Consider the following 25,699-nt stretch of genomic DNA (forward strand, 5'->3'; position numbering starts at 1 on the left):
TGGCTCAGCGGATCTGCCACGCCCATCGGGTACGGGTACATAACAGGTGGTGCTCTCACGCCACCAGCATGTCGGCACGGGCACCGAACTCCCGCACCGCGGGCTCCTCCGCGTACGGTTCCAGGCGTAGCCGGAGGTCGTCCAGATAGTCCGCGCCGCGGTTGGAGCGCAGGGTGGCGAGCAACTCCACGGCCCGCAGGCCCGTATGACAGGCCTGTTCCACCTCGCGCTGCTGAACCTGGGCCGAGGCCAGCAGGATCAGCCCGATCGTGCGGCGGCGCGCCCTCGACTCCGGGTGGGCACCAAGGGATTCCTCGGCGCGCCTGGCCGCCGCGTCGGCCTGGCCGAGGTCACGGTGGCAGTGGGCCAACTCGTCGGCCAGATAGGCCCGGTCGAAGTGCGCGATCCAGTCCGGGTCGTCACCGGAGTCCGGGTCGACGCGGTCCATCGCGGCCAGGGCCCTGCCCGCCGCCTCCTGACAGGCGCGGGCGTCGCCCATGAGCGCGTGCCCGCGCGCCTCGGCGGCGTGGAACATCGCCTCCGCACGCGGGGTGACCCGGCCTCGCGTTCCTTCCTGCGCGGCCCTCGCCAACTGGGCGATCTCGCGCGGGTTCCCGAGCTGTGCGGCGAGGTGGCTCATCGAAGCGGCCAGTACACAGCCGCCGTAGCCGCGGTCGCCGGCCGCCTGGGCGAGGCGCAGCGCCTGGATGTAGTAGCGCTGGGCGAGCGCGGGCCGGCCGGTGTCGACGGCCATGTAACCGGCGAGTTCGGTGAGCCGGGCGACGGCCGCGAAGAGCCGGCGGCCGGTGGATTCGCGGTACGAGCCGGACAGCAGCCCGGAGACGACGCTGTTGAGGTAGTGCACGACGACCGGGCGGACATGGCCGCTGCCGAACCGGTGGTCCAGTTCGACGAGGGCGTCGGTCATGGCCCGTACCGCCGCCACGTCCGAGGCCCCGACCCGCGCGCCCGCGGACCGGGCGACCTGTGCGTCGGCGCCGGTGATCAGCCAGTCGCGGCTGGGCTCGACGAGCGCGGACGCGGCCACCGTGGCCCCGGTGAGGATCTCGCGGCGGCCGACGTCGCTGCGCCACAGCTCGCAGACCTGCTCGATGGCTCCGAGGACGGTGGGCGAGAACTGCAGGCCGACGTCGGAGGCGAGGTTCTTGCCGTTGGCCATGCCGATCTCCTCGATCGAGACCGTACGCGCGAGTTTGCGGCCCAGCGCCTCGGCGATGATCCCCGGTGCCCGGCCGCGCGGCTGCTGGCCGCGCAGCCAACGGGCCACGGACGTCTTGTCGTAGCGGAGGTCGAGTCCGCGTTCCGCGCCGACCATGTTGACGCGGCGGGCGAGCCCGGCGTTGGAGCACCCGGCTTCCTGGATGAGTGCCTGCAGCCGTTCGTTGGGCTGACGGGCTACGAGAGGCCTGGCTGCCATGACTACCCCCTGAGGCGGCAATGATCACTGTCTGATCACTGCCCTTGGAAAAGCGGAGAAATGCGGATGCGTCGGATGGTTCGTGGAAGATGACTTCCTGTGCCGCTCTACACGTGCTTCCACGCATGTGGCTACCCGCCCTGTGCGGCGCCCCCGCATGCGCGCCCCCGGCCATGCATCCATGCGCCCCGCATGCGGGATCGGCACTCCCGGCCCGGCCCGCCGCACGCCCGTAACCCCAGGTGATGGCGGGAGTTGAGTTCTTCGTGGAAGAGACCATCGGAGTCACGGAGTCCGCACGGATCCCCAAGCAACGCGGCGACCAACTGCTGGACAGCGCCGTGCGGTACGTGGAAGAGCGGCACTGGGATGTGTTCCCCGGCACCTGGCTGGAGCCGGAGAACGGTACGGAACGCTGCTCGTGCGGCGACACCGGGTGCCCTGTGCCGGGCGCGCACCCGGCCCGGCCGGACTGGGCGACGCAGGTGACCGGCAGCGCGGTCGTCGCGCGCCGGCTGTGGTCCAGGCAGCCGAGGGCATCGGTCCTGCTGCCGGCCGGCCGTACCTTCGACGCGGTCGATGTGCCCGAGGCCGCCGGATTCCTGGCGCTGGCCCGGATGGAGCGGATGGATCTGACCCTGGGCCCGGTCATCTGCGCCCCGGACCGCCGGATGCTGTTCTTCGTCCTGCCCGGCACCGCCGCCAAGGCGCCCGAGCTGGTGCGGAAGTTGGGCTGGACGGTGTCCGCGATCGACCTGATGGCACGTGGCGAGGGCGACTACGTGGCGGCGCCGCCGACCCGGATCGGCGGTCGTGGCGCGGTGCAGTGGGCACGCCGGCCCACTCCGGCCAACCGCTGGCTGCCGGACGCGGAGGAGCTGATCAGCCCGCTGGCGTACGCATGCGGACGGGAGGCCGCAGCTGCCAAGTCACGCCGAAAGTAGGGTGTTCCCGTAAAAGCGGGGAACATCCGAAAGGCAGTTGAGCACCATGCGGGGCCAGGGAGTCGAAGGAACGGGCGCAGCACCGGAGGTGACGCCGCCCGCGGTTCGCATACAGGGGCTGTGGAAGCGTTTCGGTGAGCAGATCGCCGTCGCGGGCATCGATCTGGAGCTGCCCGCGGGCCGGTTCATCGGTCTGGTGGGGCCGAACGGTGCGGGCAAGACGACCACGCTGTCGATGGTCACCGGGCTGCTGAGGCCGGATCAGGGGACCGTCGAGGTGGCCGGCCACGATGTGTGGCGGGACCCGGTCGAGGTCAAGGCCAGGATCGGTGTACTGCCCGAGGGGCTGCGGCTCTTCGAACGTCTCTCGGGACGCGAACTCCTCGGCTACATCGGCCGGCTGCGGGGGCTGCCAGGCGCCGAGACCGACAAGCGGGCCACCCAGCTGCTGGACGTTCTCGATCTGGCGGGCTCTCAGCACAAGCTGGTCGTCGACTACTCGACGGGTATGCGCAAGAAAATCGGCCTGGCCGCCGCGCTGTTGCACAACCCCGAAGTGCTGTTCCTGGACGAACCCTTCGAGGGCGTCGACCCGGTCTCCGCGCAGACGATCCGCGGAGTGCTGGAGCGTTACACCGCCTCCGGGGCGACCGTCGTCTTCTCCAGCCATGTCATGGAGCTCGTCGAGTCGCTGTGCGACTGGGTCGCCGTGATGGCGGCCGGCCGGATCCGCGCGCACGGTCCGCTGGCCGAGGTACGGGGTGACGCGCCCACCCTCCAGAGCGCCTTCCTGGAACTGGTCGGCGCGAACGGCCGGGACGCCGGTGCGTCCCTGGACTGGCTCGGCGGCGGGGCGGCAGGCCGGTGAGCGCCCCCTCCCTCACTCCGATTTTCGTACGGCTCAAGCTGTCGCTGCTGAAGAACGGTCTGAAGCGGTCCTCCGGCCGCCGGGCCGCGTACATCGCGTCGGCCGTGCTGGCGCTCCTCCTCGCCGCTCTTGAGCTGCTCGGACTGGTCCTGATGCGCGGCAACGAGAACGCGGCCACGCTCGTGGTGCTGCTCACCGGGGTGCTCGCGCTGGGCTGGACCTTCATGCCGCTCTTCTTCCCGTCGGGCGACGAGACGCTGGATCCGACCCGGCTGGTGATGCTGCCGCTGCGACCGCGCCGGCTGACCGTCGCGCTGCTCGTGTCGTCGCTGGTGGGCATCGGGCCGTTCTTCTCGCTCTGCCTGGTCGTCGGCTCGGTGATCGCCGTGGCGCACGGAGCGGCGGCCCTCGTGGTGGGTGTGCTCGCCGTGGTGCTCACGATGCTGGTGTGCGTGGCGCTGGCGCGGGCGGTCGTCGCGGCCAACACCCGGCTGCTGACCTCCCGCAAGGGGCGTGATCTGGCGGTGCTCAGCGGTCTGGTGATCGCGGTCGGCCTCCAGGTCGTCAACTTCGGTGCACAGCGGCTCGGCGACGATGCCGGGCTCGCGACACTCGAACCGGTCGCGGACGTGGTGCGCTGGCTGCCGCCCGCGTCGGCGATCGGCGCGGTGGACGCCGCGAGCGAGGGAGCGTACGGGCGGGCCGCCGCCGGACTGCTGCTGACCGCCGCAGCCCTGGTCGCGCTGCTGTGGGTCTGGCAGCGCTCACTGGTGAAACTGATGACGGCGCCGGACGGTTCGACGCTCGAGGCCGCGTCGGGGCCCTCGCGCAAGGAGTCCGCGCGCGGACTTGGGCGGCTGCTGCCCGAGGGGCGCACCGGGGCGACGGTGCAGCGCACCCTGCAGTACATGTGGCGGCACCCCAAGATCCGGGCCGGTCTGGTGACCGCGCTGGCCATCGGCCTGATCGTGCCGGTGTTCAACGTCCTCAACGGCGCCGGGACCGTCTACTTCGGCTGCTTCGCCGCGTGGATGATGGGCATGGGGATGTACAACCAGTTCGGGCAGGACAGCTCCGCCTTCTGGATGGTGCTGACGACGATCTCCTCGCCACGTGACGCCTATCTCGAACTGCGGGCGCGGACCATCGCGTTGATGATCGTCACCGTGCCGTACTCGGTGCTGGTCACCGTGGTCACGGCGGCCCTCGCCGACGACTGGGCGGCGCTGCCCGAGGCGCTCGGGCTCACCTTCGCGCTGCTCGGCGGAATGCTGGCGACCGGCGCGGTGGCCTCGGCCGGCTTCCCGTACTCGATCCCGCAGGACAGCGCGCACCGGAACGTGGCGCCGGGTCAGGGCGCGATCGCCTGGATCTCCATGTTCGGCGGGATGGTCTCGGCGTTCCTGCTGTGCGTGCCGGTGGTCGCGCTGACCGTGTGGCTGCATCTGTCCGGCGGGCATGCCTGGCTGTGGCTGCTGCTGCCGCTGGGCGCCGTGTACGGCACGCTGCTGATATGGGGCGCTCTGCGCTGGGCGGGCCCGCGTACCGCGGAGCGGCTGCCGGAGATCCTGACGGCAGTGAGCAAGGGTTGACGTCCTCACCCACGTGAACGTGGGTGATTCCCGCCTGCCTCGCCGCAGTGAGCGGCGGGGCTTCGGGGGGGGTCCTGCTTCGACGAGTGCTGCCCCGGCATGCGGGGGCTTACGTGCTCTCCACAGGCGTTTTGACGCTCCGCCCGTCCGGCGGCGCGTATGTTGATCTCGGCGTTGGCGTCCCGGTCGTGTCGCGTTCCGCACTCCGTGCAGGTCCAGGCGCGCATGTGCAACTCTGCGCGGCCTTTCGGGCCGGTGAGGCACCCTCAGCGGGAACACAGCCGGGTGGAGGGGAACCAGCGGGAGACCCTGATGAAGGTTCGCCCGTACCTGGCGCACTTGGCCTGAAGGGTGCGGATGAACATGCCGAGGGACTGGTCGTGGACGCTCTTGCCGAGTCTGCCGCGCCGGGTGGCCATGCCTTTGACGTTCATGTCTCCACGTGGACCGCTTGGCTCTCGCGGACGAATGCGGGTGGTCTCCTGATCGAAGTTCCCGGGTGGCCGTCAGGAGTAGACCCGCGCGGTCTCCTCCAGGAACGGCTCCACGACCGCGCGCCAGCCCTCCGGCTGGTCGTAGTGGACCAGATGACCGGCCTCGGGCACCTCGGCGTACTGCCCCTGGGGCAGCACCCGCACCATTTCCTGCGCCTCCGCCCGGCCCAGCTCGCCGTCCAGGCCGCGCACGACCAGCGTCGGGCAGCGGACCATCGCGAGCTCCTCCCAGTGCGCGTCGTACACCCAGGTCTCGCGGGACGTGAGCATCTGCCGCCGGGAGAAGACCGGCCGCCAGCCGTCCGTCCGCTCGGCCATCACCTCGGCGAAGAACTCACCGCGTGCCGGATTCGGCCGCTCCACCCAGGGATCGTCCTCGCCGAACCACTTCCGCACGTCCGCGAGCGTCGCGAACGGCACCGGCCAGGCCCGGAACCAGTCCGTCCACTCCCGCTGGGAGGCCGCGCCGAGCGCGGAGGCACGCATGTCGCAGATGACCAGCGCCCGCACCAGATCGGGTCGTCCGGCGGCGAGCTGCCAGGCGGTCAGCGCGCCCATGGAGTGACCGATCAGGATCACCGGCCCGAGGCCCAGCTGCTCGACGGCGGCCTCGACGTCGTCCACATACGCCTCGCGGGTGTACGGACCGTCCACCGGCTTGTCGCTGCGGCCGTGTCCGCGCTGGTCGAGGGCGACCGCCCGGTGCCGCTCGGCGAGCCAGCGGGCCGTGCCGGCCCAGTGCGAGGCGCGGCCCATGAGCCCGTGCAGCAGCAGGACGCCGGGGGCGCTCCCGTCCTCGCCCCGCTCCTTCGGGGGGTCCGCGAACTCCCAGGCCGCGAGGCGTACGCCGTCGGCTCCGGTTACGTCCATGCGTCGCGCCATATGCCCTGGCACCCCCTTCTGTCCCGGATCGGTCCCTGCGTACCGTGGTTCACCTCAGGCTATCGAACCCCTATTCGAAAATCGGCGTACGCCACTCAACACCGCTCGTTCGAGTGACGGCACTCAAGGATTGACATCCGCTGCCGAGGGGAGATCTTCAACGGGGGACGGACCGCTCGGGGAAATCGGTCCGAGGGAAGTGACCCTGAGAGCTCGGGGCTCCGGGTCACTGCGGGGGAGGTCGGGCCCCGGCGCCCCTTGGCGCCGGGGCCTTCCTCATATGCCGCTCGCGGGCGCACTCCCTGCTCCCTCCCGACAGCGGGACTCCTGCGGTGGGCCCGGCCGCTGCCCTCAGGTCGTATGCCTCACGCCACAGCCTGGCACGCGATCCGTCCGACCGCTGCCATTCGGACCACAATTCGCCCCGGGTTTCCGGGAGCAGGGCCCCGGCGCACCCGAGCGCGGGGAGGGCGTACGCCCAGCGCTCAGCGCCCAGCTGGGGGAGCGTCGCGACGGGGCAAGTTGCCGGGAGGGGCACTACCGCTTGGCCACGAAGACGTGCGAGGCGACATCGGCGTCCAGCTCGGCGGCCTCGCCACCGCTGCCGACCAGCACACCGCCCGGGGAGTCGGTCACGCTCACCACGGACCCGGGCTGAATGCCCGCGCGACGCAGGGTGTACATCAGCTGCGCGTCCGTCTGGATCGGCTCACCGATACGCCGCACGATCACCGTCTTGCCCTCGGCGCCCGGCTCCAGATCGGCCAGGCTCACCATGCTGTCGTCGAGGAAGGTCTCGACCTCGCCCTTCTCGCCCAGCTCGTCCAGGCCCGGGATCGGATTGCCGTACGGCGACTCGGTGGGGTGACGCAGCAGCTCCAGCACACGCCTCTCCACCGCCTCGCTCATCACATGCTCCCAGCGGCACGCCTCGGCGTGGACCTGCTCCCACTCCAGGCCGATCACATCGACGAGGAGACACTCCGCGAGCCGGTGCTTGCGCATGACCCGGGTGGCCAGCCGGCGCCCCTCGACGGTCAGTTCCAGATGCCGGTCACCCGCCACCTGCACCAGACCGTCACGCTCCATGCGCGCGACGGTCTGACTCACCGTCGGGCCACTCTGATCGAGACGTTCCGCGATCCGCGCGCGCATCGGGACAACGCCCTCTTCCTCGAGCTCGAGGATGGTGCGGAGGTACATCTCCGTGGTGTCGATCAGTCCGGACATACGTGCCCCTCGATGCTGTGACGTTCAAGCCGTGCCGTTCAAGCTGCGTTCACAAGGTGTCGTGCGCTGGCCCTGCACCAATTCTGACGCATGCCGCTGACAAGCGTGCCTTGTCGGAGCACTCTGTAGCGTGAGCGGCTCGCATGCTGGAAGGGGCTCCGGGGATGAGCGAGAACAAGCTGGCCGGCCGGTTCTTCGATGCCGCGATCGGCCTGCTCCGGCGCGTACGCGACGAGGAGTCCGCGAACATCGCCGCGGCCGGCACCGCCGTCGCCGACGCCGTGGCCGCCGGCGGCCGCCTCTTCGCCTTCGGCGCGGGCCACTCCGCTCTCCCCGCCCAGGACGTCGTCTACCGGGCCGGCGGCTTCGCCCTGATGAACCTGCTCGCGGTGCCGGGCGCGGTCGGCGTCGACGTCATGCCTGCCACCCTCGGCTCCGCGCTGGAACGCGTCGACGGACTGGCCGGCGCGGTCCTCGACAGCTCGCCCGCCGCCGACGGGGACGTCCTCTTCGTCATATCGCTCTCCGGCCGCAACGCGCTCCCGGTGGAGATGGCCGCGCACGCGCGGACCCTCGGCATGACCGTCATCGGCGTCACCTCGGTGGCATACGCGAAGGAGACCCGCTCGCAGCACTCCTCCCGCACCTTCCTGAAGGACCACTGCGACATCGTCCTCGACAGCAAGATCGCGGTGGGTGACGCGGAACTCACCGCCGAGGGCGTCGACGCCCCCTTCGCCCCCGCCTCCACCGTCGTCACCAGCGCCCTGATGCAGGCCGTCATGGCCACGGCCGCCGGCGAACTGGCCGGCCGCGGCATCCAGCCTCCGCTGCTGCGCTCCGGGAACGTCGACGGCGGACACGAATGGAACGGCCGCGTCATGGCCGAGTACCACGACCGGATCTTCTTCCGTCACTGACGCGCCCTCGCACCGGAAGCACCCGTCACGGCCCGGCGGATTCCACCCGGGCCAGATCCAGGGCCGCCGCGACCCGCGCGGCGACCTCCTCCGCGTACGGCGTGTCGGGGCTCTCGAAGGCCGGCCGGCCCGCACCCCGCAGAAAGCTCACCACCCCCAGCGTCCGGCCGCGGCTGCGCAGCACGGTGGACAGGGCGTGCACACACTCCGCGGGCCAGTGCCGGTCCGCCGTCCACCGCTCCGCGTCGGCGCCCCGCCCCGCGCTCGTACGCACCGAGCCGAGGCGCTCCACCGCCCTGAGCGCCGGATGCCCCTCCGGGCAACGCAGCGGAACCGCCGGCCCGTTGACCGGAAGGCAGGGCCCGGGCGCCCCCGCCGGGGTGGCCGCCAGCCGGACCAGACCGTCCGGCGCCACCAGGTCGATCAGCGCATGATCGGCGAAGCCCGCGATACCGAAGTCGACGTACGACATGGCCGCCTCCATCGGGTCCTCGCACTCCGCCGCCACCCGCGCCGCCCGGTGCAGCTGCTTCGTACGGAACCGCAGCCGGTCCGCCTCCTGCATGGCCACCCGGGCGTCCGTGACGTCCTGGAACAACCAGCCCACGCCCAGCGGAACCGGCTCCTCCGTGAGTGGCGAGGCCAGCCGCAGAAACCCGCTGCGCCAGCAGCGCCGCCGCTCCCCCTCGGCCGTACGCACCGTCACCCACAGCTCGGCCGGCCCGGGCGACGCGCCCTCGGCCAGTGCGTGCTGCAGCGCGCCCTCCAGCTCCTCCACGCCCTGTGTGATCAGCTCGCCCAGGGGCCGCCCCAGCGGCGTCGTATGCCCCGTGCCGAGCGCCCGCGCCGCATGCGCGTTGACCACGGTCGGCCGGAGATCGACATCGACCAGCACGACACCCCAGGACGCGTCGTCGAGCAGCGCCTCGCTCAGCGCGATCGACCGCTCCAGGTCGATCTGCGCATGCACCTCGCTGAACGCGCAGTACACCCCGGCCGGCGCCCCGTCCGCGCCGCTCACCCGCGCCGACTGGGTACGCACCAGGACCCGGCCGCCGTCCTTGCACAGCAGCGCGAACTCGTGCACCTGACGGCCCGGCGCGTCCATCGCCGCCATCAGCCGCTTCTGCACCTCGTCCGCGTCGGCCGTACGCACCGCCCACCCCGCGAACCCCGGCCGTCCCACAGCTTCCTCGGCCGACCAGCCCAGGATCCGCTCGGCCTCACGGTTCCAGTGGGTGACCACCCCGTCCGCGTCGAACGCGCACAGCGCCGCGTCCATGCCGTCGAGGAGCGCGGCAAGCAGTTCACTGGTGGTCTCGCTGCTGCTCCGGGAAGCACTCACCCTGGCACCCCCTGCAAGGACGTACTCCGCATGTGCGTCTGCCGCACGTCAGATCATTCAACTGGAACGTGACGCAGCACACAGGGGCTTCCCCGAAATTAATCCCCCTGAGGGGCCGGGCGCGCCGGCCCCTCAGGTGCTCGGAAGAGGAGCGAAGGAGGGTCAGTGCGCGATGTCCTCGTAGCCCTCGATCTCGCGGGGGGCACGCGGGCCCGGGCCGACATAGCGCGCGGAAGGACGCACCAGGCGGCCGGTGCGCTTCTGCTCCAGAATGTGCGCCGACCAGCCGGCCGTGCGGGCACAGGTGAACATCGAGGTGAACATGTGCGCCGGGACCTGCGCGAAGTCCAGCATGATCGCCGCCCAGAACTCGACGTTGGTCGCCAGCACGCGGTCCGGGCGGCGGTTGTGCAGCTCCTCCAGCGCCGCCTTCTCCAGCGCCTCGGCGATCTCGAAGCGCGGCGCTCCCAGCTCCTTGGCGGTACGCCGCAGCACCCGCGCCCGCGGGTCCTCGGCGCGGTAGACCCGGTGGCCGAAGCCCATCAGCCGCTCGCCCCGGTCCAGGGCCTGCTTGACGTATGCCACCGCGTCACCGGTGCGCTCGATCTCCTCGATCATGCCGAGCACACGCGAGGGCGCCCCGCCGTGCAGCGGCCCGGACATGGCACCGACCGCACCGGACAGCGCGGCCGCCACATCGGCGCCGGTGGACGCGATGACCCGGGCCGTGAACGTCGACGCGTTCATGCCGTGCTCGGCCGCCGAGGTCCAGTACGCGTCCACTGCCTTGACGTGCTTGGGGTCCGGCTCGCCACGCCAGCGGATCATGAACCGCTCGACGACGGACTCCGCCTTGTCGATCTCCCGCTGCGGCACCATCGGCAGGCCCTGGCCGCGCGCCGACTGGGCGACGTACGACAGCGCCATGACCGCGGCCCGCGCCAGATCATCGCGCGCCTGCGCCGCATCGATGTCGAGCAGGGGCTTCAGACCCCACACCGGGGCGAGCATCGCCAGTGCCGACTGCACATCGACACGGATGTCACCGGAGTGGACCGGGATCGGGAACGGCTCGGCGGGCGGCAGGCCGGGGTTGAACGCTCCGTCGACCAGCAGTCCCCATACGTTCCCGAACGACACACGGCCGACCAGGTCCTCGATGTCGACGCCGCGGTAACGGAGGGCGCCGCCTTCCTTGTCGGGTTCTGCGATCTCCGTCTCGAACGCGATGACTCCTTCGAGTCCTGGTACGAAGTCGGACATCAGGCGGCTCCTCATCATGTGTGCGACGGGTGCGAAGCAGGAAGGGGGCTGATGCGGTCCCCCCGGTGATGCCCCGTGCGGTCGCCGGTCATCCGACCGAGGGGGAGGCAGGCACGATATCCCCTGCTGTTCAGAGGTCACAGTGCCCCGATCCGGATTCTGTCGGTATCCACTGATGCGAGGGAAGCGTGACATCCGGCACAGTGCCCCGTTTCGTCCCGGGAGGGTTGACGGCACTCCGTGCCGGGCAGACTCAGACGCTGCGGCAGGATGGCAGCGTGCCGAACATCCATCACGATCCCGCCGCCATGCGTGAGCACTACCGCTCCGAGATCATCGACGAGGCGAGTCTGGCCCTCTCTCCGATGCAGCAGTTCCGCCGCTGGTTCAAGCAGGCCGTCGAGAGCGAGGGCGTCATCTTCGAACCGAACGCGATGATCGTCGCCACGGCCACTCCCGACGGACGCCCCTCGACCCGTACCGTGCTGATGAAGTCGTACGACGAGCGGGGCTTCGTCTTCTACACCAACTACGCCTCCCGCAAGGGCCGCGAGATCGCCGCGAACCCCCAGGTCTCGCTGCTCTTTCCCTGGCACCCGCTGGCCCGCCAGGTCGTCGTCACCGGCACGGCGGCACGCGTGGGCCGCGACGAGACGGCCGCGTACTTCCGCACCCGCCCGCACGGCTCGCAGCTGGGCGCCTGGGCGAGCGAGCAGTCCACGGTGATCCCCTCGCGCTCCGAGCTGCTGCAGCGCTACGAGGAGCTCGCGGCCCGCTACCCGGAGGGCGAGCAGGTCCCGGTGCCCCCGGAGTGGGGCGGCTACCGGGTCGTACCGGAGACGATGGAGTTCTGGCAGGGCCACGGGAACCGGCTGCACGACCGGCTGCGGTATGTACGCGAGGGCGAGAGCTGGCGGATCGAGCGGCTCTGCCCGTAGGTCCTGTCCGATCGATCAGGCCGTGGAGCGGCCGGTGTCTCGTGGTGCCGTGCATCGCAAGGCGGAGGAGGGCCCGCCGCGAAGCGGCTGATGTCACCGCAGCCGCTCCGCGGCGGGCACCGAGGCGTCGCGGCCCGGCATGATCGGCGACAGGGCCTGAGCGCCGAAGGCGCGCGGAAACGCAGAACCCCGCGGGCTCGGTCCCTCCGAGGAGGAGCCGGCCGGACGTACCGGCGAGCCCGCGGGGCGGTGACTGCTTTGGATTGGGCCGGCGGTGGCCGGCGCGGCACAGAGTGCGACGACGGGCGTCAGCCCGCAGCCACCTCACGCGTCCGGTAAGAAATCACTTCCGAACCACCTCCCTTCTCGTTGGTGAAAGCCTAGGAGCGAGGCCGACACCGCTCAAGTGAATTTCGTGGTTGACCCTCGACCTGGTGGAGGGCCCAGGGTTCCGGGTGTGGAGAGCGAGATGCGCAGCATCGGCGAGATGGCCCGGGACAGCGGCCTGGGCGTGAGCGCCCTGAGGTTCTACGACAGGGCCGGTGTGCTGGTTCCGGCCTGGGTGGATCCGGTGAGCGGCTACCGCTGGTACGGCCCCGAGCAGCTCGAGGAGGCGCGGCTGCTGGCCCGGCTGCGGCGGGCGGGGATGCCCCTGGCCGACATCCGGCTGGTGCTGGCCGGCCGGGCCGACACCGGCCTGGTGCGGAAGCTGCTGGAGGGGCATCTGCGCCGTCTCGAGCTGGGTCTTGCCGATGCCCGCAGTGAGCTCTCCGCGGTCCGGGCGCTACTCGAACGCAGGGAGAATCCGATGACTTCGGTCCACACCACCACCGCCGGGCTGACCGTCTCCGCCACCGATCTGGCCGCCGCGCTGGACGCCGTACGGTTCGCCGTCAGTACCGACCCGGAGCTGCCGATGCTCTCCGGTGTCCTGTTCGACGTCGAGGGCGAGGCGCTGACGGTCGTGGCCACCGACCGGTACCGGATGGCCGTCGCCCGTGCCGGTGCCGTCGGTCATGACGGTTCGCGGGCGCAGGCCGTCGTGCCGGCTCCGCTCGCCGACGCCATGCGGGCGCTGCTGAGCGACGGCGCGGCGGAACGTCTCATGGTGGAACTCACCGTGGACGGGGACAGGGTGGCCCTGGAGGCCGGGGACCGGCAGACGGCCGGCCGGTGCCTCGACCACGAGTTCCCCGACTACCGCCGTCTCGTGCGGCTGCCGGGCGGGCGGCGGGTCACCGTCGATGTGCCGGCCCTGCGGGAGGCGCTGGAGACCGGCCCCGTCCGCACCGGCGAGGTACGTGAACAGGACGGCGCTCCGTTCGACCTCAGCGTGCTCACGGTGACGGCCGAGGGCGCGGTGGCCGTTTCCGAGGACGGCACCGACGGCCAGGACCGCATCGCCGTCAACCGCGAGTTCCTCCTGCATGCCCTCGCCGCCGGCGCCCGCGACCGGCTGGTCCTCGAGTTCAACGGCTCGACGGCACCCATGGCGGTCCGCCGGCCCGGCGACGAGGAGACGTTCTCGATCCTGATGCCGGTGCGGCTGGACGACTGATCAGCGCAGCGCCGCGTCCAGGAGGGCGGCCCACTGGGCCGCCACCCGGGCGCGGCGGGCGCTGTCGTCCGTGAGGAGGGTGGCCAGGCCCAGGCCGCGGGCCATGTCGAGGAAGCCCTGGACCGTTTCGCGGACGCCGGGCCGGGATTCGTCGACGGCGAGGAGTTCGACGGCGATGCGGTGGGCGTCGCGGCCGACGCGGGCTTCGAGTTCGGTGACGCGGGGGCGGAGCCGGTCCTCGTCGGAGGCGGCGACCCAGAGGTGGAGGGCGGCGCGGAAGAGGGGGCCGGTGTAGAGGGAGACCAGGGCTTCGAGGACGGCCCGCCGGTCGCCGGGGTCGTCGGGGAAGAGGGCGCGCAGGGCGGTGGAGCGTTCCTCGGCGACGTATTCCACGGCCGCCGTGAAGAGGTCCTCACGGGTGGGGAAGTGGTGCTGGGCCGCGCCCCGCGAGACTCCGGCGCGCTCGGCGACGACGGTGACCGTGGAGCCCGCCCAGCCGTGTTCGGCCAGGCAGGACACGGCTGCCTCCAGCAGACGCCGGCGCGTGGCCCGGCTGCGGTCCTGCTTGGGTGGGGTCACAACGCCCATGCGGGGTCCCGTTGTTCGAGGAAGGCCAGCATGCCCTCGCGCGCCTCGGCCGAGGCGAAGAGGGCCGCGGAGAGGGCGGTCAGTCCGTCCGTCTGCCGGTCGAAAGTATCCAGCACACCGGCGGTGACGAGGCGTTTGGATTCCGCGAGGCCCTGGGGGGAGGCCAGGCGGAGGGCGTCCAGAATCGGGGCGAGGGCCTTGTCCGGGTCGTCGCCGGCCACGGTGACCAGGCCGGTGCGGACCGCCTCCGCCGCGTCGAAGCGTTCGCCGGTGAGGTAGTAGCGGGCCGCCGCTCGCGGGTCCATGCGCGGGAGTACGGGCATGGAGATGACCGCGGGCGCCAGGCCGAGCCGGGACTCGGTGAAGGCGAAGCTCGCGGACGGGCCGGCCACCGAGATGTCGCAGGAGGCGAGCAGGCCCATTCCGCCGGCCCGGACGTGGCCGGTCACCCGGGCCAGGACGGGCTTGGGGAGCGCCACCACCGCGCGCATCAGGGACACGTACGCCGACGGGTCGGGGGGTGACTTCAGGTCCGCGCCCGCGCAGAAGGTGCTCCCGGTGTGCGTCAGCAGCACGGCCCGTACGTCCGGGGCCTCGGCGCACGCGGACAGTGCCTCCCGCAGCTCGCCGACGAGCCGCGCCGACAGGGCGTTGCGGTTCGCCGGCGAGTCGAGCGTGAGCGTGGTGATGCCGCGCTCGTGTGCGGTGTGTACGACTGTCATCGATCCCTCAGTTCGCGCCGGAGAATCTTGCCGGAGGCCGCCCTCGGCACCGCGTCGACGAACTCGACCCGGCGGACCTTCTTGTACGGGGACACCTCTGGGGCCCCCCGGAGGTAGCTGGGGGGAGGCAGCCGGGGGAGCCGCGATCTTCCCGGCAAACTAAGACCGACCGGCAATAGGGCCCGCGGCGTCGCGTGCCGACAGCTCTCGCCTGGACGCACATCCCTCGTCGCGCGCAGCGCCGCTGCGCTCTCCTCACGATGCACGCCCAGACTCGGCTCTCGACTCGCTCCTTGTCCCACGCTCCCTATTGCCGGTCGGTCTAATACGACTTGGGCAGACGCAGGGTCTGATGGGACACGTAGTTCAGGATCATCTCCCGGCTGACCGGGGCGATCCGGGCGACGCGGGACGCCGTGACGAGGGAGGCGAGGCCGTACTCGCGGGTGAGGCCGTTCCCGCCGAGGGTGTGCACAGAGCATGGTCAGTTCGGCGAGATAGTCCCCGGTGAGCACGTCGAGCGGCCCGCCGGTGAGCATCTCGCGCCAGGCGTCGAAGCGGTCCCCGTAGAAGCCCGAGGCGTTGCCGATCCTCAGTACGGTCACGCCCGCCTCCCGCAGGGCGCGCGTCCGGGACCGGGCGGGCCGGCGAAGGCCTGGGCGATGTCCAGCCAGTGGTCGGCGTCCGGGCCCTCGGCGACGACGGCGAGGTCGGCGCGGTGGGCCCGCTGGGTGGTGAGCAGACAGAAGTCGAGTGCGGGCCCGGTCACCTTCTGTGCGGCGCTCTCCGGCCCGTACGTCCAGAGCCCCCCGTCGGGGGCGGTCAGTTCGACCCGGAACTCCTCGTCCGGCGGCCGCTCCCCGTGCGCCGCGTAGGCGTAGTCCCGTGCCCGTGACCCGATCCGGGCGACATGCCGCAGCCGTGCGGTGGGCTCGCGCGACACGCCGAGCGCGTCGGCGATGTCCTGGCCGTGCGCCCAGGTCTCCATCAGCCGGGCGGTCGCCATCGACGGGGCGCTCATGGGCGGCCCGTACCAGGGGTGGCGGGCGCCGGGCGGGGCGGCGCGCAGCACCTCCTGGACCTGTTCGCGCGTGTCCCGCCACCGGGCGAGAAGCTCTGCCGGGGTCATGGCCCGGACGGCGGCCTCCGCGGCCTGGTCGACGGCGGCGGCCAGGTCGATCTCCCTGGCCTCGGCCTCCGCCACGTCCGCGCGGAAGGACGTCGGATCGGTCGCGGCGAGCCATGCGCTGCGGTCCGTCCAGGCCAGATGGGCGATCTGGTGGGCGACGGTCCAGCCGGGCGCGGGGGTGGGGCGCGCCCAGTCCGTCTCGCTCAGGTTCTCGACCAGGCGGTCGAGTTCATCACTTTCGGCACGCAGGTCGTCGTACAGCGCTGCCGGGTCGAACACGGTGTGCTCCCCTCTGGGGAAACCAGCGGTGTGTCCGGGAGCATGGCAGCGCCGCACAAAACAATCAAGCCTGCTTGCATTATTTTCCGGACGCGCCCGACGCGGCCTTCGCCACCTGCGTCCGTACGGCTCCCATGCTCGCCGCGACGACCAGCACGATGGCCAGCACGTCCAGCGTCGACAGTCCCTGGTGCAGCACCAGGAAGCCGGCCAGCGCCGCGATGGCCGGTTCCAGGCTCATCAGCACCGCGAAGGTGGGCGCGGGCAGCCGCCGCAGCGCCAGCAGTTCCAGGGTGTACGGGAGGACGGACGACAGCAGTGCCACCGCCGCGCCCAGCGCCAGTGTCGACGGCACCAGCAGCTTCTCCCCCGACTCGGCGACCCCGAGGGGCAGGCTGAGGACCGCCGCGACCGCCATGGCCAGCGCGAGGCCGTCCGCCTGCGGGAAGCGGCGTCCGGTGCGCGCGCTGAACACGATGTACGCGGCCCACATGGCGCCCGCCCCGACCGCGAACGCCGCGCCCGCCGGGTCGAGCCGGCCGAAGCCGCCTCCGCCGCTGAGCAGGAACACACCGCCGAGTGCGAGCCCGGCCCACAGCAGGTTCACCAGACGCCGGGACACGATCACCGAGAGCGCCAGCGGGCCCAGCACCTCCAGGGTCACCGCGGGACCCAGCGGGATACGGTCCACTGCCTGGTAGAAGAGGCCGTTCATGGCGGCCATCGCGACACCGAAGGCGACGATCGTGCCCCAGTCGGCGCGCGAGTAGCCGCGCAGCCTGGGCCGGCAGACCACGAGCAGCACCAGCGCGGCGAAGACCAGCCGCAGCGTGACGACGCCGGCCGCGCCGGCCCTCGGCATCAGCAGGACGGCGACGGCCGCCCCGAACTGCACCGAGATCCCGCCCGCGACGACCAGTGCCACGGGGCCGAGGCGGTTGCCGAGCGGTGTCCGGGTGCTCCCGGGAGCGGCGGAGACGGCCGCGTCGGCGGCGATGCCCGCTTCGGCGACGTCGAGATCGTTCACTGTGGTGCACCTCACTGTCCAATGGGCTGTACCCAAGGTCCCATGATGGCATGAGGTTCCGCAGGCTCGGCCGGCCGAACGGATGATGGACTTCCGGGTTCGCCGCCCCGGGGCGCCGAACCGCCCCGGAGGTTCCGTACGTCTCACCGGGTGGACGTGCACAAGACGGACGTCTCGTACGCACTATCCTGCGCCCGTGGCTGATATCCAGATTCCCGCTGACATCAAGCCCGCCGACGGCCGTTTCGGCGCGGGCCCCTCCAAGGTGCGTACGGAGGCGCTGGACGCCCTGGCCGCCACCGGTACCTCCCTGCTCGGTACGTCCCACCGCCAGGCTCCGGTCAAGAACCTGGTCGGATCCGTCCGTCAGGGCATCCGGGACCTCTTCTCCCTGCCCGAGGGCTACGAGGTGATCCTCGGAAACGGCGGCTCCACCGCGTTCTGGGACATCGCGACCCACGGGCTGATCGAGAACAAGTCGCAGCACCTGAGCTTCGGCGAGTTCTCGTCCAAGTTCGCCAAGGCCGCGAAGCTCGCGCCCTGGCTGGCCGAGCCCAGCGTCATCTCCTCCGAGCCGGGCACCCACCCGGAGCCCGTCGCCGAGGCCGGCGTGGACGTGTACGCCTTCACGCACAACGAGACCTCCACCGGTGTCGCCGCCCCGGTCAAGCGGGTCGCGGGCGCCGACGAGGGCGCGCTGGTCCTGGTCGACGCGACCTCGGGCGCGGGCGGTCTGCCGGTCGACATCACCGAGTCGGACGTCTACTACTTCGCCCCGCAGAAGTCCTTCGCCGCCGACGGCGGCCTGTGGCTCGCGGCCTTCTCCCCGGCCGCCCTGGACCGCGCGGCCCGTATCCACGCGTCCGGCCGCCACGTCCCCGAGTTCTTCTCGCTGCCGACCGCGATCGACAACTCGCTGAAGAACCAGACGTACAACACCCCCGCCCTCTCCACCCTCTTCCTGCTCGACCAGCAGCTGAAGTGGATCAACGGCCAGGGCGGCCTGGACTGGGCGGTGGCCCGTACCGCCGATTCCTCGTCCCGTCTCTACGCCTGGGCCGAGAAGTCCTCGCACGCCACCCCGTTCGTCGCCGACCCGGCCAAGCGCTCCCAGGTCATCGGCACGATCGACTTCACCGACGAGGTCGACGCGGCGGCCGTCGCCAAGACCCTGCGCGCCAACGGCATCGTCGACACCGAGCCGTACCGCAAGCTGGGCCGCAACCAGCTGCGCATCGCGATGTTCCCGGCGGTCGACCCGGCGGACGTCGAGGCGCTGACCGCATGCATCGACTACGTGATCGAGCGCCTCTAGGCTCGTTATCGGGGGGTGCGCCCGCTTTCGTACCCCCCATAGGAGCCCGCAGTGTCCGAAGTGCAACTGCCGCCCAAGCCGTCGGACATGTTCGACCGCGACCGCGAATGGGCCGAGCTCACCGCCTTCGCCGCCGACGGGAACGACGGCGCCCGGCTCGGGATCGTCTCCGGGCGCCGCCGCCAGGGCAAGAGCTATCTGCTCCAGTCCCTGGCCGAAGCCGCCGGCGGCTTCTACCACGTGGCCGTCCCCGCGTCGGCAGCCGAATCCCTGCGGCTGCTCGGCGCGGCCGTGGGCCGCTTCACCGGCGCCGACGTCCCACCACGGCCGGCCGACTGGGCGCAGGCCCTGGACCTCCTCTTCGGCCTGGCGGCCGAGCGTCCGCTGCCCGTGGTGCTGGACGAGTTCCCGTACCTCGTGCACAACGCCCCCGACCTGTCCTCCCGCCTCCACGCGGCCCTGAGCATCCGCGCCGGACGGCCCCGCTTCCTGCTGTGCGGCAGCTCCGCGTCCTACATGGGCGGCCTCGCGGCCGGGGGCTGCGACCTCAACCTGGTGGTGCACGGCTTCGGCTACCGCGAAGCGGCCGACTTCTGGGGCATCCGCGACCCCCGGCTCGCCGTCCTCGTCCACGCCGTCGTCGGCGGAACCCCCGCCTACCGGCGCGAGTTCGTCGACGACGACGTACCGAAGGGGCCGGCCGACTTCGACGACTGGGTCTGCCGTACGCTCCTCAACCCGGCACGCCGCATCCACGGCGACCCCCTGTGGCTGCTGGCCAGCCAGCCCGATCTCCAGGACCGGGCCATGTACCACTCCGTACTCGCCGCCGTCGCCACAGGCCACCACACCGCCGGAACCATCGCCGACACGGTGGGTCACCGGACCACCGACGTCACCCATCCGCTCACCGCGCTCACCCGCTGCGGGCTGCTCACCGCCACCCCGGACGCCTTCCGCGTCCACCGCACGGTCTACCGCATCGCCGAGCCCCTGATCCTCTTCCACCACGCGGTCGTACGCCCCGGCGGCACCGCGCTGACCTGGCAGCGCAGCCGGACCGTGTTCCTCGACAAGGTCGTCGCCCCGCACTTCGCCCAGCTGTGCCGCGAATGGGCCGTCCAGTACGCCGACCCCGCGACCTTCGGCGGTACGCCGACCAGCGCGACGGTCGGCACGCTGCCGGACCACGTGGTCGACGTCGTCGTCCGGGGTGGCGACACGCTGCTGTCCGTCGGCGCGGCGGACTGGCACGCGCCCATGGGTGTGCCCCACCTGGACCGCCTCCACGACGTCCTGCGGGCGCTCTCCGCGCACGGGGTCGACACAAGCCACGCCAGGCCCGCGTGCTACGGCGCGTCCGGCTTCACCCCGGAGCTCCAGGCCGCCGCGGACCGGGGAGAGGTCGTCCTGGTGGACCTGCCCCGCCTCTACGAGGGCTCGTAGAGGCGGGGACCGCCCTCCGCCCGGGCGGCCGGTGTGGGGCGTCGGCATCGCAGCCCGTCCGGCGCCTGAGGACGGACACTCCCCAGCTACCGCTGGGAGGTACCCCCAGGCCGACCCGGACGGAGCGCGCCACCGGCTCAGCCGCGGCGCAGCAGCCGCTTCAGTCCGACCACGAGCGCGGTCGCCCCGGCGAGGACGAGCACGCCCAGGGTGAAGTTCCCGTCGTTCCCGCCGGCGGCACCCGCGGCGGACGGCGAACCGTCCTCCTTCGGGGGCGTACCGGCGCTGTCGGTGTCGCCGGGCTTCTTCTCCACCGCCACTCGCAGCACCCTGCTGCCCTTGCCCTCGGAGCCGAACATCAGCGCTGTGCCATCGGCCGTGTAGGTGACCGACTCGGACTGGCCCTGGAAGGGCGCGTTCGCCGAGCGGTCCTTGCCGAGGGCGCCGTCCTTCCATTCGTACGTACGCGCCCCGATGTAGCCGCGCAGGGTCAGCTCCGTGCCGTCCGGCGAGAACGCCCCGTCCGTCACCCACGGCACCTCGCCGATCCGGCGGAAGACGTTCGGCTTGGACGACGACAGCCGGGCCGGGCCCTCGTACAGCCCGCCGCCGTCCTCGTTCTTGGAGGCGATGTAGACCCGGCCCGTCTTCGGGTGGACCATCAGCGCCTCGGCGTCCCGCGGCCCGTCGGCGTACCGGACGGTGTACTGGGTCGCCTGGACGGTCGTGTCCCGCAGCTCCCGCGGTTCGGGAAAGCGGTAGATCCAGACGTGGTCCCAGGTGCCGTTGCGGTTGTCGCCGATGTCGCCGACGTAGATGTTTCCGTCGGGGCCGACGGAGACCGCCTCCACATCGCGCGGGCGCCCCACCCCGCGCAGGGTGACCGTCGCGACCGTCTCGCCGTTGCGGGAGTCCACCGCGTAGACGTACGGGCCGTCGTCGCTGTCGTTGTGCGTCCAGTAGATGCCGGGGTGGGCCCGGCTGGCGGCGAGCCCGCTGGACTCCGTGATCCGAGGATCCTTGATCGTGAAGTCCTGGTCACGGTCGTCGGCGGTGGCCGGGACAGCGGTGATCAGCACGGCCGCGACGGCCCCGGAGACGCACAGAAGCGAACGCATACCCCCAAGCCTGCCATCCCGTCCGCGTGTTCGGACTCACATCCGAGGTCAGGGCCCTGATCGGAAGGCATCCGCGATGATGGCCGGATGCACAGGTTCCTGTTCGTCGGCGACTCCATGACGATCGGAAGCGCGGGCGACCACACCTGGCGCTTCCGTATGTGGCAACACCTGTCCACGTCCTTCGGCGGCCCGTTCCGCATCGTCGGCCCGCGCGACGAGCTGTACGACAAGGCGGCGGACGCCCCCGTCTCGTACGCGTACGGCGACCCGGACTTCCCCGAGCACGCCCGCGGGCACCTGGCCGGCTGGGGCGAGGGCTGGCTGCACATGGCGCCGCTGATCCGCGAGACGGTCGCCACGCACAAGGCGGACACCCTGCTCGTCTCCCTCGGCCTGATCGACCTCGGCTTCTACACGAACGCCGAGCAGACCGCGGACAACGTCCGCCTCTTCGTCGAGGAGGCCCGCGCGGCCAACCCGCGGGTCCAGGCCGTTCTGCTCCCGGTCATCCCGAACGTACGCGCCATGTCCGACGCGCCCTTCGCGGCCGAGGTCGACCGCTTCGACGAACTCCTCGCGAAGGCGGTCGCCGAGCTGGACACCCCTCGGTCGCCCCTGCTGCTCGCCTCCCGACCGGCCGGCTGGGACCTCCACCGCGACACGTACGACGGCACGCACCCGAACGCCTCCGGCGAGCACAGGCTCGCGGCCGCCTTCGCCGACGCGATGCACCAGGCGTGGGGCCTGGGCGGGCCGTATACCGGTTGCGCCTGAGCCACACGAGCCATGGGCGTCGCCCGGCGCACGGTCGCCGCCGCCGAACAGGGGCGCGAAGGGTGGTGCGGGACTACGGGGGACTCTGACCTGCTCCTCCTGTGCTGCCGGGGCTCTCCGCGCCGCTCCCACCGGAGAGCCCCGGCCCCTCGGCGACCCGGCCCGCGATCTCGAACAACACCTCGGGCTCCACGAATGGCACGTCGACAGTCGGCCGCGAACGCCAGTCCAGCGGCCACGTGAACCCGCACAACGCGGGCACGCCGACGAAAGCCGCGCCCCGGTCGACCCGGCTCAGCGCGCGAACTCCCGCCGGCCAGACGTACGCGGCCGCGGTGTGCGGCGGCAACAGGAAGTACGTGTTCCGCTCCCCGATGGCCTCACGCACGATCGGCCCCGCCCGGAAGTCCGTGAACACCATGAGCTCGTACGCCACTTGCTCACCCAGAAACCCGGCGATGCGCACGGCGTCGAAATGAATGCCCGCGTGCCGCAGGGCATGCCCGGACGCGGGCACCCAGGACGGCACCGGGTCCGGTGAACTTTTCGCTTTCATACGCAAAAGGCTTCCCCGCGACGGCTACTGTCACCAGCACATCTCACTGACCGTGCAGGGATGTGCACTTGGAGGTGGTCGTCGTGCGCTCCGGTGAACGGGGTTCCGGCAACGCGAAGATGTTCGGGTCGTTGCTGCGTTTCTACCGCGAACGGGCCGAGATCTCGCAGGAGGCGCTGAGCAAGCACCTGGGCTTCTCCAAGTCGCAGGTGGCCATGGTGGAACGCGGAGAGCGTCCGCCGAAGGGCAGCTTCGTGTCCGTCGCGGACGAGGTGCTGGGTGCGCAGGGTGCACTTCTGGCGGCGGCGAAGGAGTTGCGGGTCAGCCATTTGCCGTCGTGGTTCGCGGAGTACAAAGACGAGGAGGCGACAGCAGTCGCTGTTCACTGGTACGAGAACCACGTGATCCCCGGCCTCCTCCAAACCGAGGCTTACGCGCGAGCTGTCTTCAACTGCCACTGTCCACCACTCGATGACGAGGACGTTGAGGCTCGGGTGGCGACGCGGCTCGGGCGACAGCAGCTCCTTCATCGCCGTAAGCCCGCACCGGTGGTCAGCTTCGTACGCGAGCAGATCGCACTCACTCGCCCACTTGGCGGCCGACCGGTTCTCAAGGAACAACTGCATCATGTGCTCGACATCGCTTGTCTCCGCAACGTGGAGATTCAGGTGATGCCTCCGGAGCGGCAGACCCATGCCGGCCTGAACGGCCCGATGGCGCTGCTGGAGACAACGGAACGGCGGCCACTCGGATACATCGAAGGCCAGAGCGGAGGCTTCTTCGTCACCGAACAACCGGAGCTGGGCGACTTGTTCGCACGGTATGGCATTCTTCGAGCTCAGGCTCTCAGCCCCACTCCGCGAAACTGATCGAACAGGTGGCACAAGCGCTATGAACACCGATCTGAAGTGGTTCAAAAGCAGCTACAGCGGCGACCAGGGAGCCTGCGTCGAGGTCGCCACCGAATGGACCAAGTCCACCTACAGCGGCAGCCAGGGCGAGTGCGTAGAAGTCGCCGCCTGCCCGACCACCGTCCACGTCCGCGACTCCAAGGACACCGCCCGCCCCGGCCTCGCCGTCTCCCCCGGCGCCTGGTCCGTGTTCGTCGCCGGTACCCTCAGGAAGCAGGACCTGCCGCTCGCGTGAGGCGGTTGCCCAGCGTCGACAGGGTGTACATACCGATGCCGAGGACGACGACCCCTCCGACGCCCGGCGGAAACTGGTCCGCCTCACCCCACACGGCCTCGACACCCTCGCCCGCTCGGCGGCGATCTTCGAGAACACGCCTGGCCCAAAGCGGCCACCCGTGATCACTACCGGCGGGAAACAAGATCGCCCACTGTCGGGCGAGCGGAATAGAACACGAGGAATACGGAGGCACCGTACGGCTCACGGTGAACGGTGTCGCCAACTCCACGAACTCCCCCAACAGGACCAGGTGCGTGGACACCTGGCCCGCGTGACGAGCGCGCCGGTCGCTCGCGCCCCCTTGCCTGGAGGGCACTCCAAGGCGTTGGCTTGGCTGCCATGGAGTACACGCAGCTCGGACGCACCGGACTCAAGGTCAGCCGACTCGTCCTCGGCACGATGAACTTCGGGCCGCAGACCGACGAGGCCGGCAGTCACGCGATCATGGACGCCGCGCTCGGCGCGGGGATCAACCTCTTCGACACCGCCAACGCCTACGGATGGGGCGAGAACAAGGGCCGCACCGAGAAGATCATCGGCTCCTGGTTCGCCAAGGGAGGCGAGCGCCGCGACAAGGTGGTGCTCGCCACCAAGGTCTACGCGAACATGACCACCGACGACAGCGAGCCGTGGCCGAACCACGACCGGCTCTCCGCGGTCAACATCCGCCGGGCCGTCGAGGCCTCACTCAAGCGGCTGGGGACCGACTACATCGACCTCTACCAGTTCCACCACATCGACCGCCGCACTCCCTTCGAGGAGATCTGGCAGGCGATCGACGTCCTGATCCAGCAGGGGAAGATCCTCTACGCCGGATCGTCCAACTTCCCCGGCTACAAGATCGCGCAGGCCAACGAGACCGCCGCCCGGCGCGGCATGGTCGGCCTGGTCAGCGAGCAGTGCCTGTACAACCTCGCCGAGCGGCGTGCCGAGATGGAGGTCGTCCCGGCCGCGATCGACTACGGCCTCGGGGTCATCCCCTGGTCGCCGCTGCACGGCGGGCTGCTGGGCGGCGTGATCAAGAAGGAGGCCGAGGCGAAGCGTCGCGCCTCCGGGCGGTCGGCCGAGACGCTGCAGAACGCGGCCGTACGCGCGCAGGTGCAGGCCTATGAGGACCTGCTCGACAAGCACGGCCTGGAGCCCGGCGAGGTCGCCCTGGCCTGGCTGCTCACCCGCCCCGGGGTGACCGGCCCGATCATCGGCCCGCGTACCCCCGAGCAGCTGGACAGCGCCCTGCGGGCGGTCGAGCTGGGGCTGCCGGAGGAACTGCTGACCGAGCTGGACGAGATCTTCCCGGGGCCTGGGCCGTCGCCGGAGGCGTTCGCCTGGTGAGACGCGGGTGCATCCGCGGCCGGCGGGTCAGCCGACCGCGGACGCCACCGCGATCACGACGAACATCAGTACGAGTACACCGGCCATGATCCGGTTCCTGGTCTTCGGGTCCACGCACTCGAGCGTAACCAACCGCGTCAGCGACCCAGCGGCCAGGCTTCGACGATCTCGTACCGGGGCTGCTCCCCCGGCTGCCCGCCGCCGGGCAGATTGCTCCGTACGAGTGCCAGCTCGTCCACCGTCCACGCCTCGCCCTCGAAGGCGCTGAGCTGCGCCACGTACGGCCGCAGATCCGCGTCGTAGCGGCTGCGGGCGAGCGTGAGGTGGGCGGTGTAGCGGCGGTGCTGCTCCATCGACACGCCCGCTCGGCGCGCCGCCGCTTCGGTGCGCTCGGCCAGCAGACGGATGCCGTCCAGATCACCCGCCGCGCCGACCCAGAGCACCCGCCCGTCGAACCGCCCGCCGCCGTGCATCCGCAGCCGGAACGGCTCGCTGTGCCGGGCCGCCCTTTCGAGCCGCGCGTGCAGTTCGGGCAGCAGCCGGTCCTCGACCTCCCCCATGAAGGCCAGGGTGTAGTGCCAGCCCGGCCGCCCGGTCCACCGCAGCCGGCGCGCGCCCGGCTCGGCGTGCAGCTGGTCCACGGCGCGGGCGAGTTCGTCGAGGGCGTCCTCGGGCGGCACGACAGCGGCGAAGAGTCTCATGTGCCGAGTGTTCCACCGTTGTCCACACATACGGGCGTGTCCCGGTCAC

The 25,699-nt window shown here is 71.3% G+C and carries 24 protein-coding genes and 3 pseudogenes; 12 read left to right on the forward strand and 15 right to left on the reverse strand.

The annotated features are described in order from the left end of the window. Positions 1 to 55: 55 nt before the first annotated feature. The gene (locus ABD858_RS14245) at positions 56 to 1,438 is read right to left on the reverse strand and encodes an NsdA family TPR-like regulatory protein (RefSeq protein WP_345037293.1); all 1,383 of its coding nucleotides are present in this window, start codon (positions 1,436 to 1,438) and stop codon (positions 56 to 58) included. Positions 1,439 to 1,683: 245 nt separating this feature from the next. Between ABD858_RS14245 and ABD858_RS14250 the strand changes: the two genes are divergently transcribed. From ABD858_RS14250 to ABD858_RS14260, 3 genes are read left to right on the forward strand one after another with little or no spacing between them, the layout of a single operon-like run. Continuing rightward, entirely contained in the window at positions 1,684 to 2,382 is a 699-nt protein-coding gene (locus ABD858_RS14250; protein WP_345037296.1) for a bifunctional DNA primase/polymerase, read from the forward strand. Positions 2,383 to 2,428: 46 nt separating this feature from the next. Beyond that, the gene (locus tag ABD858_RS14255; RefSeq protein ID WP_345037299.1) at positions 2,429 to 3,250 is read left to right on the forward strand and encodes an ABC transporter ATP-binding protein; all 822 of its coding nucleotides are present in this window, start codon (positions 2,429 to 2,431) and stop codon (positions 3,248 to 3,250) included. After that, entirely contained in the window at positions 3,247 to 4,842 is a 1,596-nt protein-coding gene (locus tag ABD858_RS14260; RefSeq protein WP_345037302.1) for a transporter, read from the forward strand. Before ABD858_RS14255 ends, ABD858_RS14260 begins: the two co-directional genes overlap by 4 nt. Before the next feature lie 5 nt (positions 4,843 to 4,847). Here the strand turns inward: ABD858_RS14260 and ABD858_RS36800 are convergent. The 3 genes and pseudogenes from ABD858_RS36800 to ABD858_RS14280 form a co-directional block, all read right to left on the reverse strand. Then, a pseudogene (locus ABD858_RS36800) lies at positions 4,848 to 5,276 on the reverse strand (zinc ribbon domain-containing protein). A gap of 72 nt (positions 5,277 to 5,348) precedes the next feature. Continuing rightward, complete coding sequence (locus ABD858_RS14275) at positions 5,349 to 6,218, reverse strand: alpha/beta fold hydrolase (RefSeq protein ID WP_345037308.1); 870 nt, start codon at positions 6,216 to 6,218, stop codon at positions 5,349 to 5,351. A 537-nt stretch (positions 6,219 to 6,755) separates the two neighbouring features. Further along, positions 6,756 to 7,448, reverse strand: a complete 693-nt coding sequence (locus ABD858_RS14280) for an iron-dependent transcriptional repressor DtxR (protein WP_345037310.1) — start codon at positions 7,446 to 7,448, stop codon at positions 6,756 to 6,758. 164 nt (positions 7,449 to 7,612) lie between these two features. On the opposite strand from ABD858_RS14280, the gene ABD858_RS14285 reads away from it, so the two are divergent. Next, a complete protein-coding gene (locus tag ABD858_RS14285; RefSeq protein ID WP_345037312.1) occupies positions 7,613 to 8,368 on the forward strand; it encodes an SIS domain-containing protein in 756 nt (251 codons plus the stop codon). A gap of 25 nt (positions 8,369 to 8,393) precedes the next feature. Here the strand turns inward: ABD858_RS14285 and ABD858_RS14290 are convergent, their stop codons facing one another. Together ABD858_RS14290 and ABD858_RS14295 are read right to left on the reverse strand one after the other, a co-directional pair. Further along, positions 8,394 to 9,713 carry a PAS domain-containing protein gene (locus tag ABD858_RS14290; protein ID WP_345037315.1) on the reverse strand — a complete coding sequence of 440 codons (1,320 nt, stop codon included), beginning with the start codon at positions 9,711 to 9,713 and terminating at the stop codon, positions 8,394 to 8,396. Positions 9,714 to 9,875: 162 nt separating this feature from the next. Continuing rightward, positions 9,876 to 10,976: a citrate synthase 2 gene (locus ABD858_RS14295; protein ID WP_345037317.1), complete on the reverse strand. Its 1,101-nt coding sequence runs from the start codon at positions 10,974 to 10,976 to the stop codon at positions 9,876 to 9,878. A 308-nt stretch (positions 10,977 to 11,284) separates the two neighbouring features. Here ABD858_RS14295 and pdxH point away from each other — a divergent pair, with 308 nt between their 5' ends. Together pdxH and ABD858_RS14305 are read left to right on the forward strand one after the other, a co-directional pair. Continuing rightward, positions 11,285 to 11,914 carry a pyridoxamine 5'-phosphate oxidase gene (pdxH, locus tag ABD858_RS14300; protein WP_345044529.1) on the forward strand — a complete coding sequence of 210 codons (630 nt, stop codon included), beginning with the start codon at positions 11,285 to 11,287 and terminating at the stop codon, positions 11,912 to 11,914. A gap of 469 nt (positions 11,915 to 12,383) precedes the next feature. Then, positions 12,384 to 13,472 carry a DNA polymerase III subunit beta family protein gene (locus ABD858_RS14305; RefSeq protein ID WP_345037319.1) on the forward strand — a complete coding sequence of 363 codons (1,089 nt, stop codon included), beginning with the start codon at positions 12,384 to 12,386 and terminating at the stop codon, positions 13,470 to 13,472. Here ABD858_RS14305 and ABD858_RS14310 read toward each other — a convergent pair whose 3' ends face one another. From ABD858_RS14310 to ABD858_RS14335, 6 genes and pseudogenes are all read right to left on the reverse strand, one after another. After that, entirely contained in the window at positions 13,473 to 14,060 is a 588-nt protein-coding gene (locus ABD858_RS14310) for a TetR/AcrR family transcriptional regulator (protein WP_345037321.1), read from the reverse strand. It lies immediately after the preceding gene. Continuing rightward, positions 14,048 to 14,782, reverse strand: coding sequence for an enoyl-CoA hydratase family protein (locus ABD858_RS14315; protein ID WP_345037324.1), 735 nt, complete (start codon positions 14,780 to 14,782; stop codon positions 14,048 to 14,050). Before ABD858_RS14315 ends, ABD858_RS14310 begins: the two co-directional genes overlap by 13 nt. A gap of 322 nt (positions 14,783 to 15,104) precedes the next feature. Beyond that, a pseudogene (locus tag ABD858_RS14320) lies at positions 15,105 to 15,260 on the reverse strand (acyl-CoA dehydrogenase); the annotation flags it as partial. Beyond that, positions 15,259 to 15,402, reverse strand: a pseudogene (locus ABD858_RS14325) (acyclic terpene utilization AtuA family protein); the annotation flags it as partial. The pseudogenes ABD858_RS14320 and ABD858_RS14325, both read right to left, overlap by 2 nt. Beyond that, positions 15,384 to 16,190 (reverse strand): TIGR03084 family metal-binding protein, encoded by an 807-nt coding sequence (locus ABD858_RS14330; RefSeq protein WP_345037326.1) that lies wholly within the window; start codon positions 16,188 to 16,190, stop codon positions 15,384 to 15,386. The gene ABD858_RS14330 and the pseudogene ABD858_RS14325, both read right to left, overlap by 19 nt. A 79-nt stretch (positions 16,191 to 16,269) precedes the next feature. Then, positions 16,270 to 17,217 carry an EamA family transporter gene (locus ABD858_RS14335; RefSeq protein ID WP_425586198.1) on the reverse strand — a complete coding sequence of 316 codons (948 nt, stop codon included), beginning with the start codon at positions 17,215 to 17,217 and terminating at the stop codon, positions 16,270 to 16,272. 196 nt (positions 17,218 to 17,413) lie between these two features. On the opposite strand from ABD858_RS14335, the gene serC reads away from it, so the two are divergent. Together serC and ABD858_RS14345 are read left to right on the forward strand one after the other, a co-directional pair. Next, positions 17,414 to 18,532 (forward strand): phosphoserine transaminase, encoded by a 1,119-nt coding sequence (gene serC, locus ABD858_RS14340; RefSeq protein ID WP_345037328.1) that lies wholly within the window; start codon positions 17,414 to 17,416, stop codon positions 18,530 to 18,532. A 51-nt stretch (positions 18,533 to 18,583) separates the two neighbouring features. Next, the gene (locus ABD858_RS14345) at positions 18,584 to 19,978 is read left to right on the forward strand and encodes an AAA family ATPase (protein WP_345037330.1); all 1,395 of its coding nucleotides are present in this window, start codon (positions 18,584 to 18,586) and stop codon (positions 19,976 to 19,978) included. 137 nt (positions 19,979 to 20,115) lie between these two features. Here ABD858_RS14345 and ABD858_RS14350 read toward each other — a convergent pair whose 3' ends face one another. After that, entirely contained in the window at positions 20,116 to 21,096 is a 981-nt protein-coding gene (locus ABD858_RS14350; protein ID WP_345037332.1) for a WD40 repeat domain-containing protein, read from the reverse strand. A gap of 87 nt (positions 21,097 to 21,183) precedes the next feature. On the opposite strand from ABD858_RS14350, the gene ABD858_RS14355 reads away from it, so the two are divergent. Beyond that, positions 21,184 to 21,873 carry a GDSL-type esterase/lipase family protein gene (locus ABD858_RS14355; protein ID WP_345037334.1) on the forward strand — a complete coding sequence of 230 codons (690 nt, stop codon included), beginning with the start codon at positions 21,184 to 21,186 and terminating at the stop codon, positions 21,871 to 21,873. Between the two features lie 73 nt (positions 21,874 to 21,946). Here the strand turns inward: ABD858_RS14355 and ABD858_RS14360 are convergent, their stop codons facing one another. After that, entirely contained in the window at positions 21,947 to 22,429 is a 483-nt protein-coding gene (locus ABD858_RS14360; protein WP_345037336.1) for a hypothetical protein, read from the reverse strand. Positions 22,430 to 22,503: 74 nt separating this feature from the next. On the opposite strand from ABD858_RS14360, the gene ABD858_RS14365 reads away from it, so the two are divergent. The 3 genes from ABD858_RS14365 to ABD858_RS14380 all read left to right on the forward strand — a co-directional run bounded on the left by ABD858_RS14365 (position 22,504) and on the right by ABD858_RS14380 (position 24,949). After that, positions 22,504 to 23,298: a helix-turn-helix domain-containing protein gene (locus ABD858_RS14365; protein WP_345044535.1), complete on the forward strand. Its 795-nt coding sequence runs from the start codon at positions 22,504 to 22,506 to the stop codon at positions 23,296 to 23,298. Between the two features lie 22 nt (positions 23,299 to 23,320). Further along, positions 23,321 to 23,575 carry a DUF397 domain-containing protein gene (locus ABD858_RS14370; protein WP_345037338.1) on the forward strand — a complete coding sequence of 85 codons (255 nt, stop codon included), beginning with the start codon at positions 23,321 to 23,323 and terminating at the stop codon, positions 23,573 to 23,575. A gap of 381 nt (positions 23,576 to 23,956) precedes the next feature. Beyond that, entirely contained in the window at positions 23,957 to 24,949 is a 993-nt protein-coding gene (locus tag ABD858_RS14380; RefSeq protein ID WP_345044537.1) for an aldo/keto reductase, read from the forward strand. 137 nt (positions 24,950 to 25,086) lie between these two features. On the opposite strand, the gene thpR is transcribed toward ABD858_RS14380, so the two are convergent. Next, a complete protein-coding gene (gene thpR, locus ABD858_RS14385; protein ID WP_345037340.1) occupies positions 25,087 to 25,650 on the reverse strand; it encodes an RNA 2',3'-cyclic phosphodiesterase in 564 nt (187 codons plus the stop codon). Between the last annotated feature and the right edge of the window lie 49 nt (positions 25,651 to 25,699).

Source organism: Streptomyces sannanensis, assembly GCF_039536205.1.
Classification (GTDB): Bacteria; Actinomycetota; Actinomycetes; order Streptomycetales; family Streptomycetaceae; genus Streptomyces; species Streptomyces sannanensis.

Coding starts and splice junctions, on each gene's coding strand:
- ABD858_RS14245 (WP_345037293.1), bottom strand. CDS start 1,438: ATGGCAGCCAGGCCTCTCGTAGCCCGTCAGCCCAACGAACGGCTGCAG.
- ABD858_RS14250 (WP_345037296.1), top strand. CDS start 1,684: ATGGCGGGAGTTGAGTTCTTCGTGGAAGAGACCATCGGAGTCACGGAG.
- ABD858_RS14255 (WP_345037299.1), top strand. CDS start 2,429: ATGCGGGGCCAGGGAGTCGAAGGAACGGGCGCAGCACCGGAGGTGACG.
- ABD858_RS14275 (WP_345037308.1), bottom strand. CDS start 6,218: ATGGCGCGACGCATGGACGTAACCGGAGCCGACGGCGTACGCCTCGCG.
- ABD858_RS14280 (WP_345037310.1), bottom strand. CDS start 7,448: ATGTCCGGACTGATCGACACCACGGAGATGTACCTCCGCACCATCCTC.
- ABD858_RS14285 (WP_345037312.1), top strand. CDS start 7,613: ATGAGCGAGAACAAGCTGGCCGGCCGGTTCTTCGATGCCGCGATCGGC.
- ABD858_RS14295 (WP_345037317.1), bottom strand. CDS start 10,976: ATGTCCGACTTCGTACCAGGACTCGAAGGAGTCATCGCGTTCGAGACG.
- pdxH (WP_345044529.1), top strand. CDS start 11,285: ATGCGTGAGCACTACCGCTCCGAGATCATCGACGAGGCGAGTCTGGCC.
- ABD858_RS14305 (WP_345037319.1), top strand. CDS start 12,384: ATGCGCAGCATCGGCGAGATGGCCCGGGACAGCGGCCTGGGCGTGAGC.
- ABD858_RS14310 (WP_345037321.1), bottom strand. CDS start 14,060: ATGGGCGTTGTGACCCCACCCAAGCAGGACCGCAGCCGGGCCACGCGC.
- ABD858_RS14315 (WP_345037324.1), bottom strand. CDS start 14,782: ATGACAGTCGTACACACCGCACACGAGCGCGGCATCACCACGCTCACG.
- ABD858_RS14350 (WP_345037332.1), bottom strand. CDS start 21,096: ATGCGTTCGCTTCTGTGCGTCTCCGGGGCCGTCGCGGCCGTGCTGATC.
- ABD858_RS14355 (WP_345037334.1), top strand. CDS start 21,184: ATGCACAGGTTCCTGTTCGTCGGCGACTCCATGACGATCGGAAGCGCG.
- ABD858_RS14360 (WP_345037336.1), bottom strand. CDS start 22,429: ATGAAAGCGAAAAGTTCACCGGACCCGGTGCCGTCCTGGGTGCCCGCG.
- ABD858_RS14370 (WP_345037338.1), top strand. CDS start 23,321: ATGAACACCGATCTGAAGTGGTTCAAAAGCAGCTACAGCGGCGACCAG.
- ABD858_RS14380 (WP_345044537.1), top strand. CDS start 23,957: ATGGAGTACACGCAGCTCGGACGCACCGGACTCAAGGTCAGCCGACTC.
- thpR (WP_345037340.1), bottom strand. CDS start 25,650: ATGAGACTCTTCGCCGCTGTCGTGCCGCCCGAGGACGCCCTCGACGAA.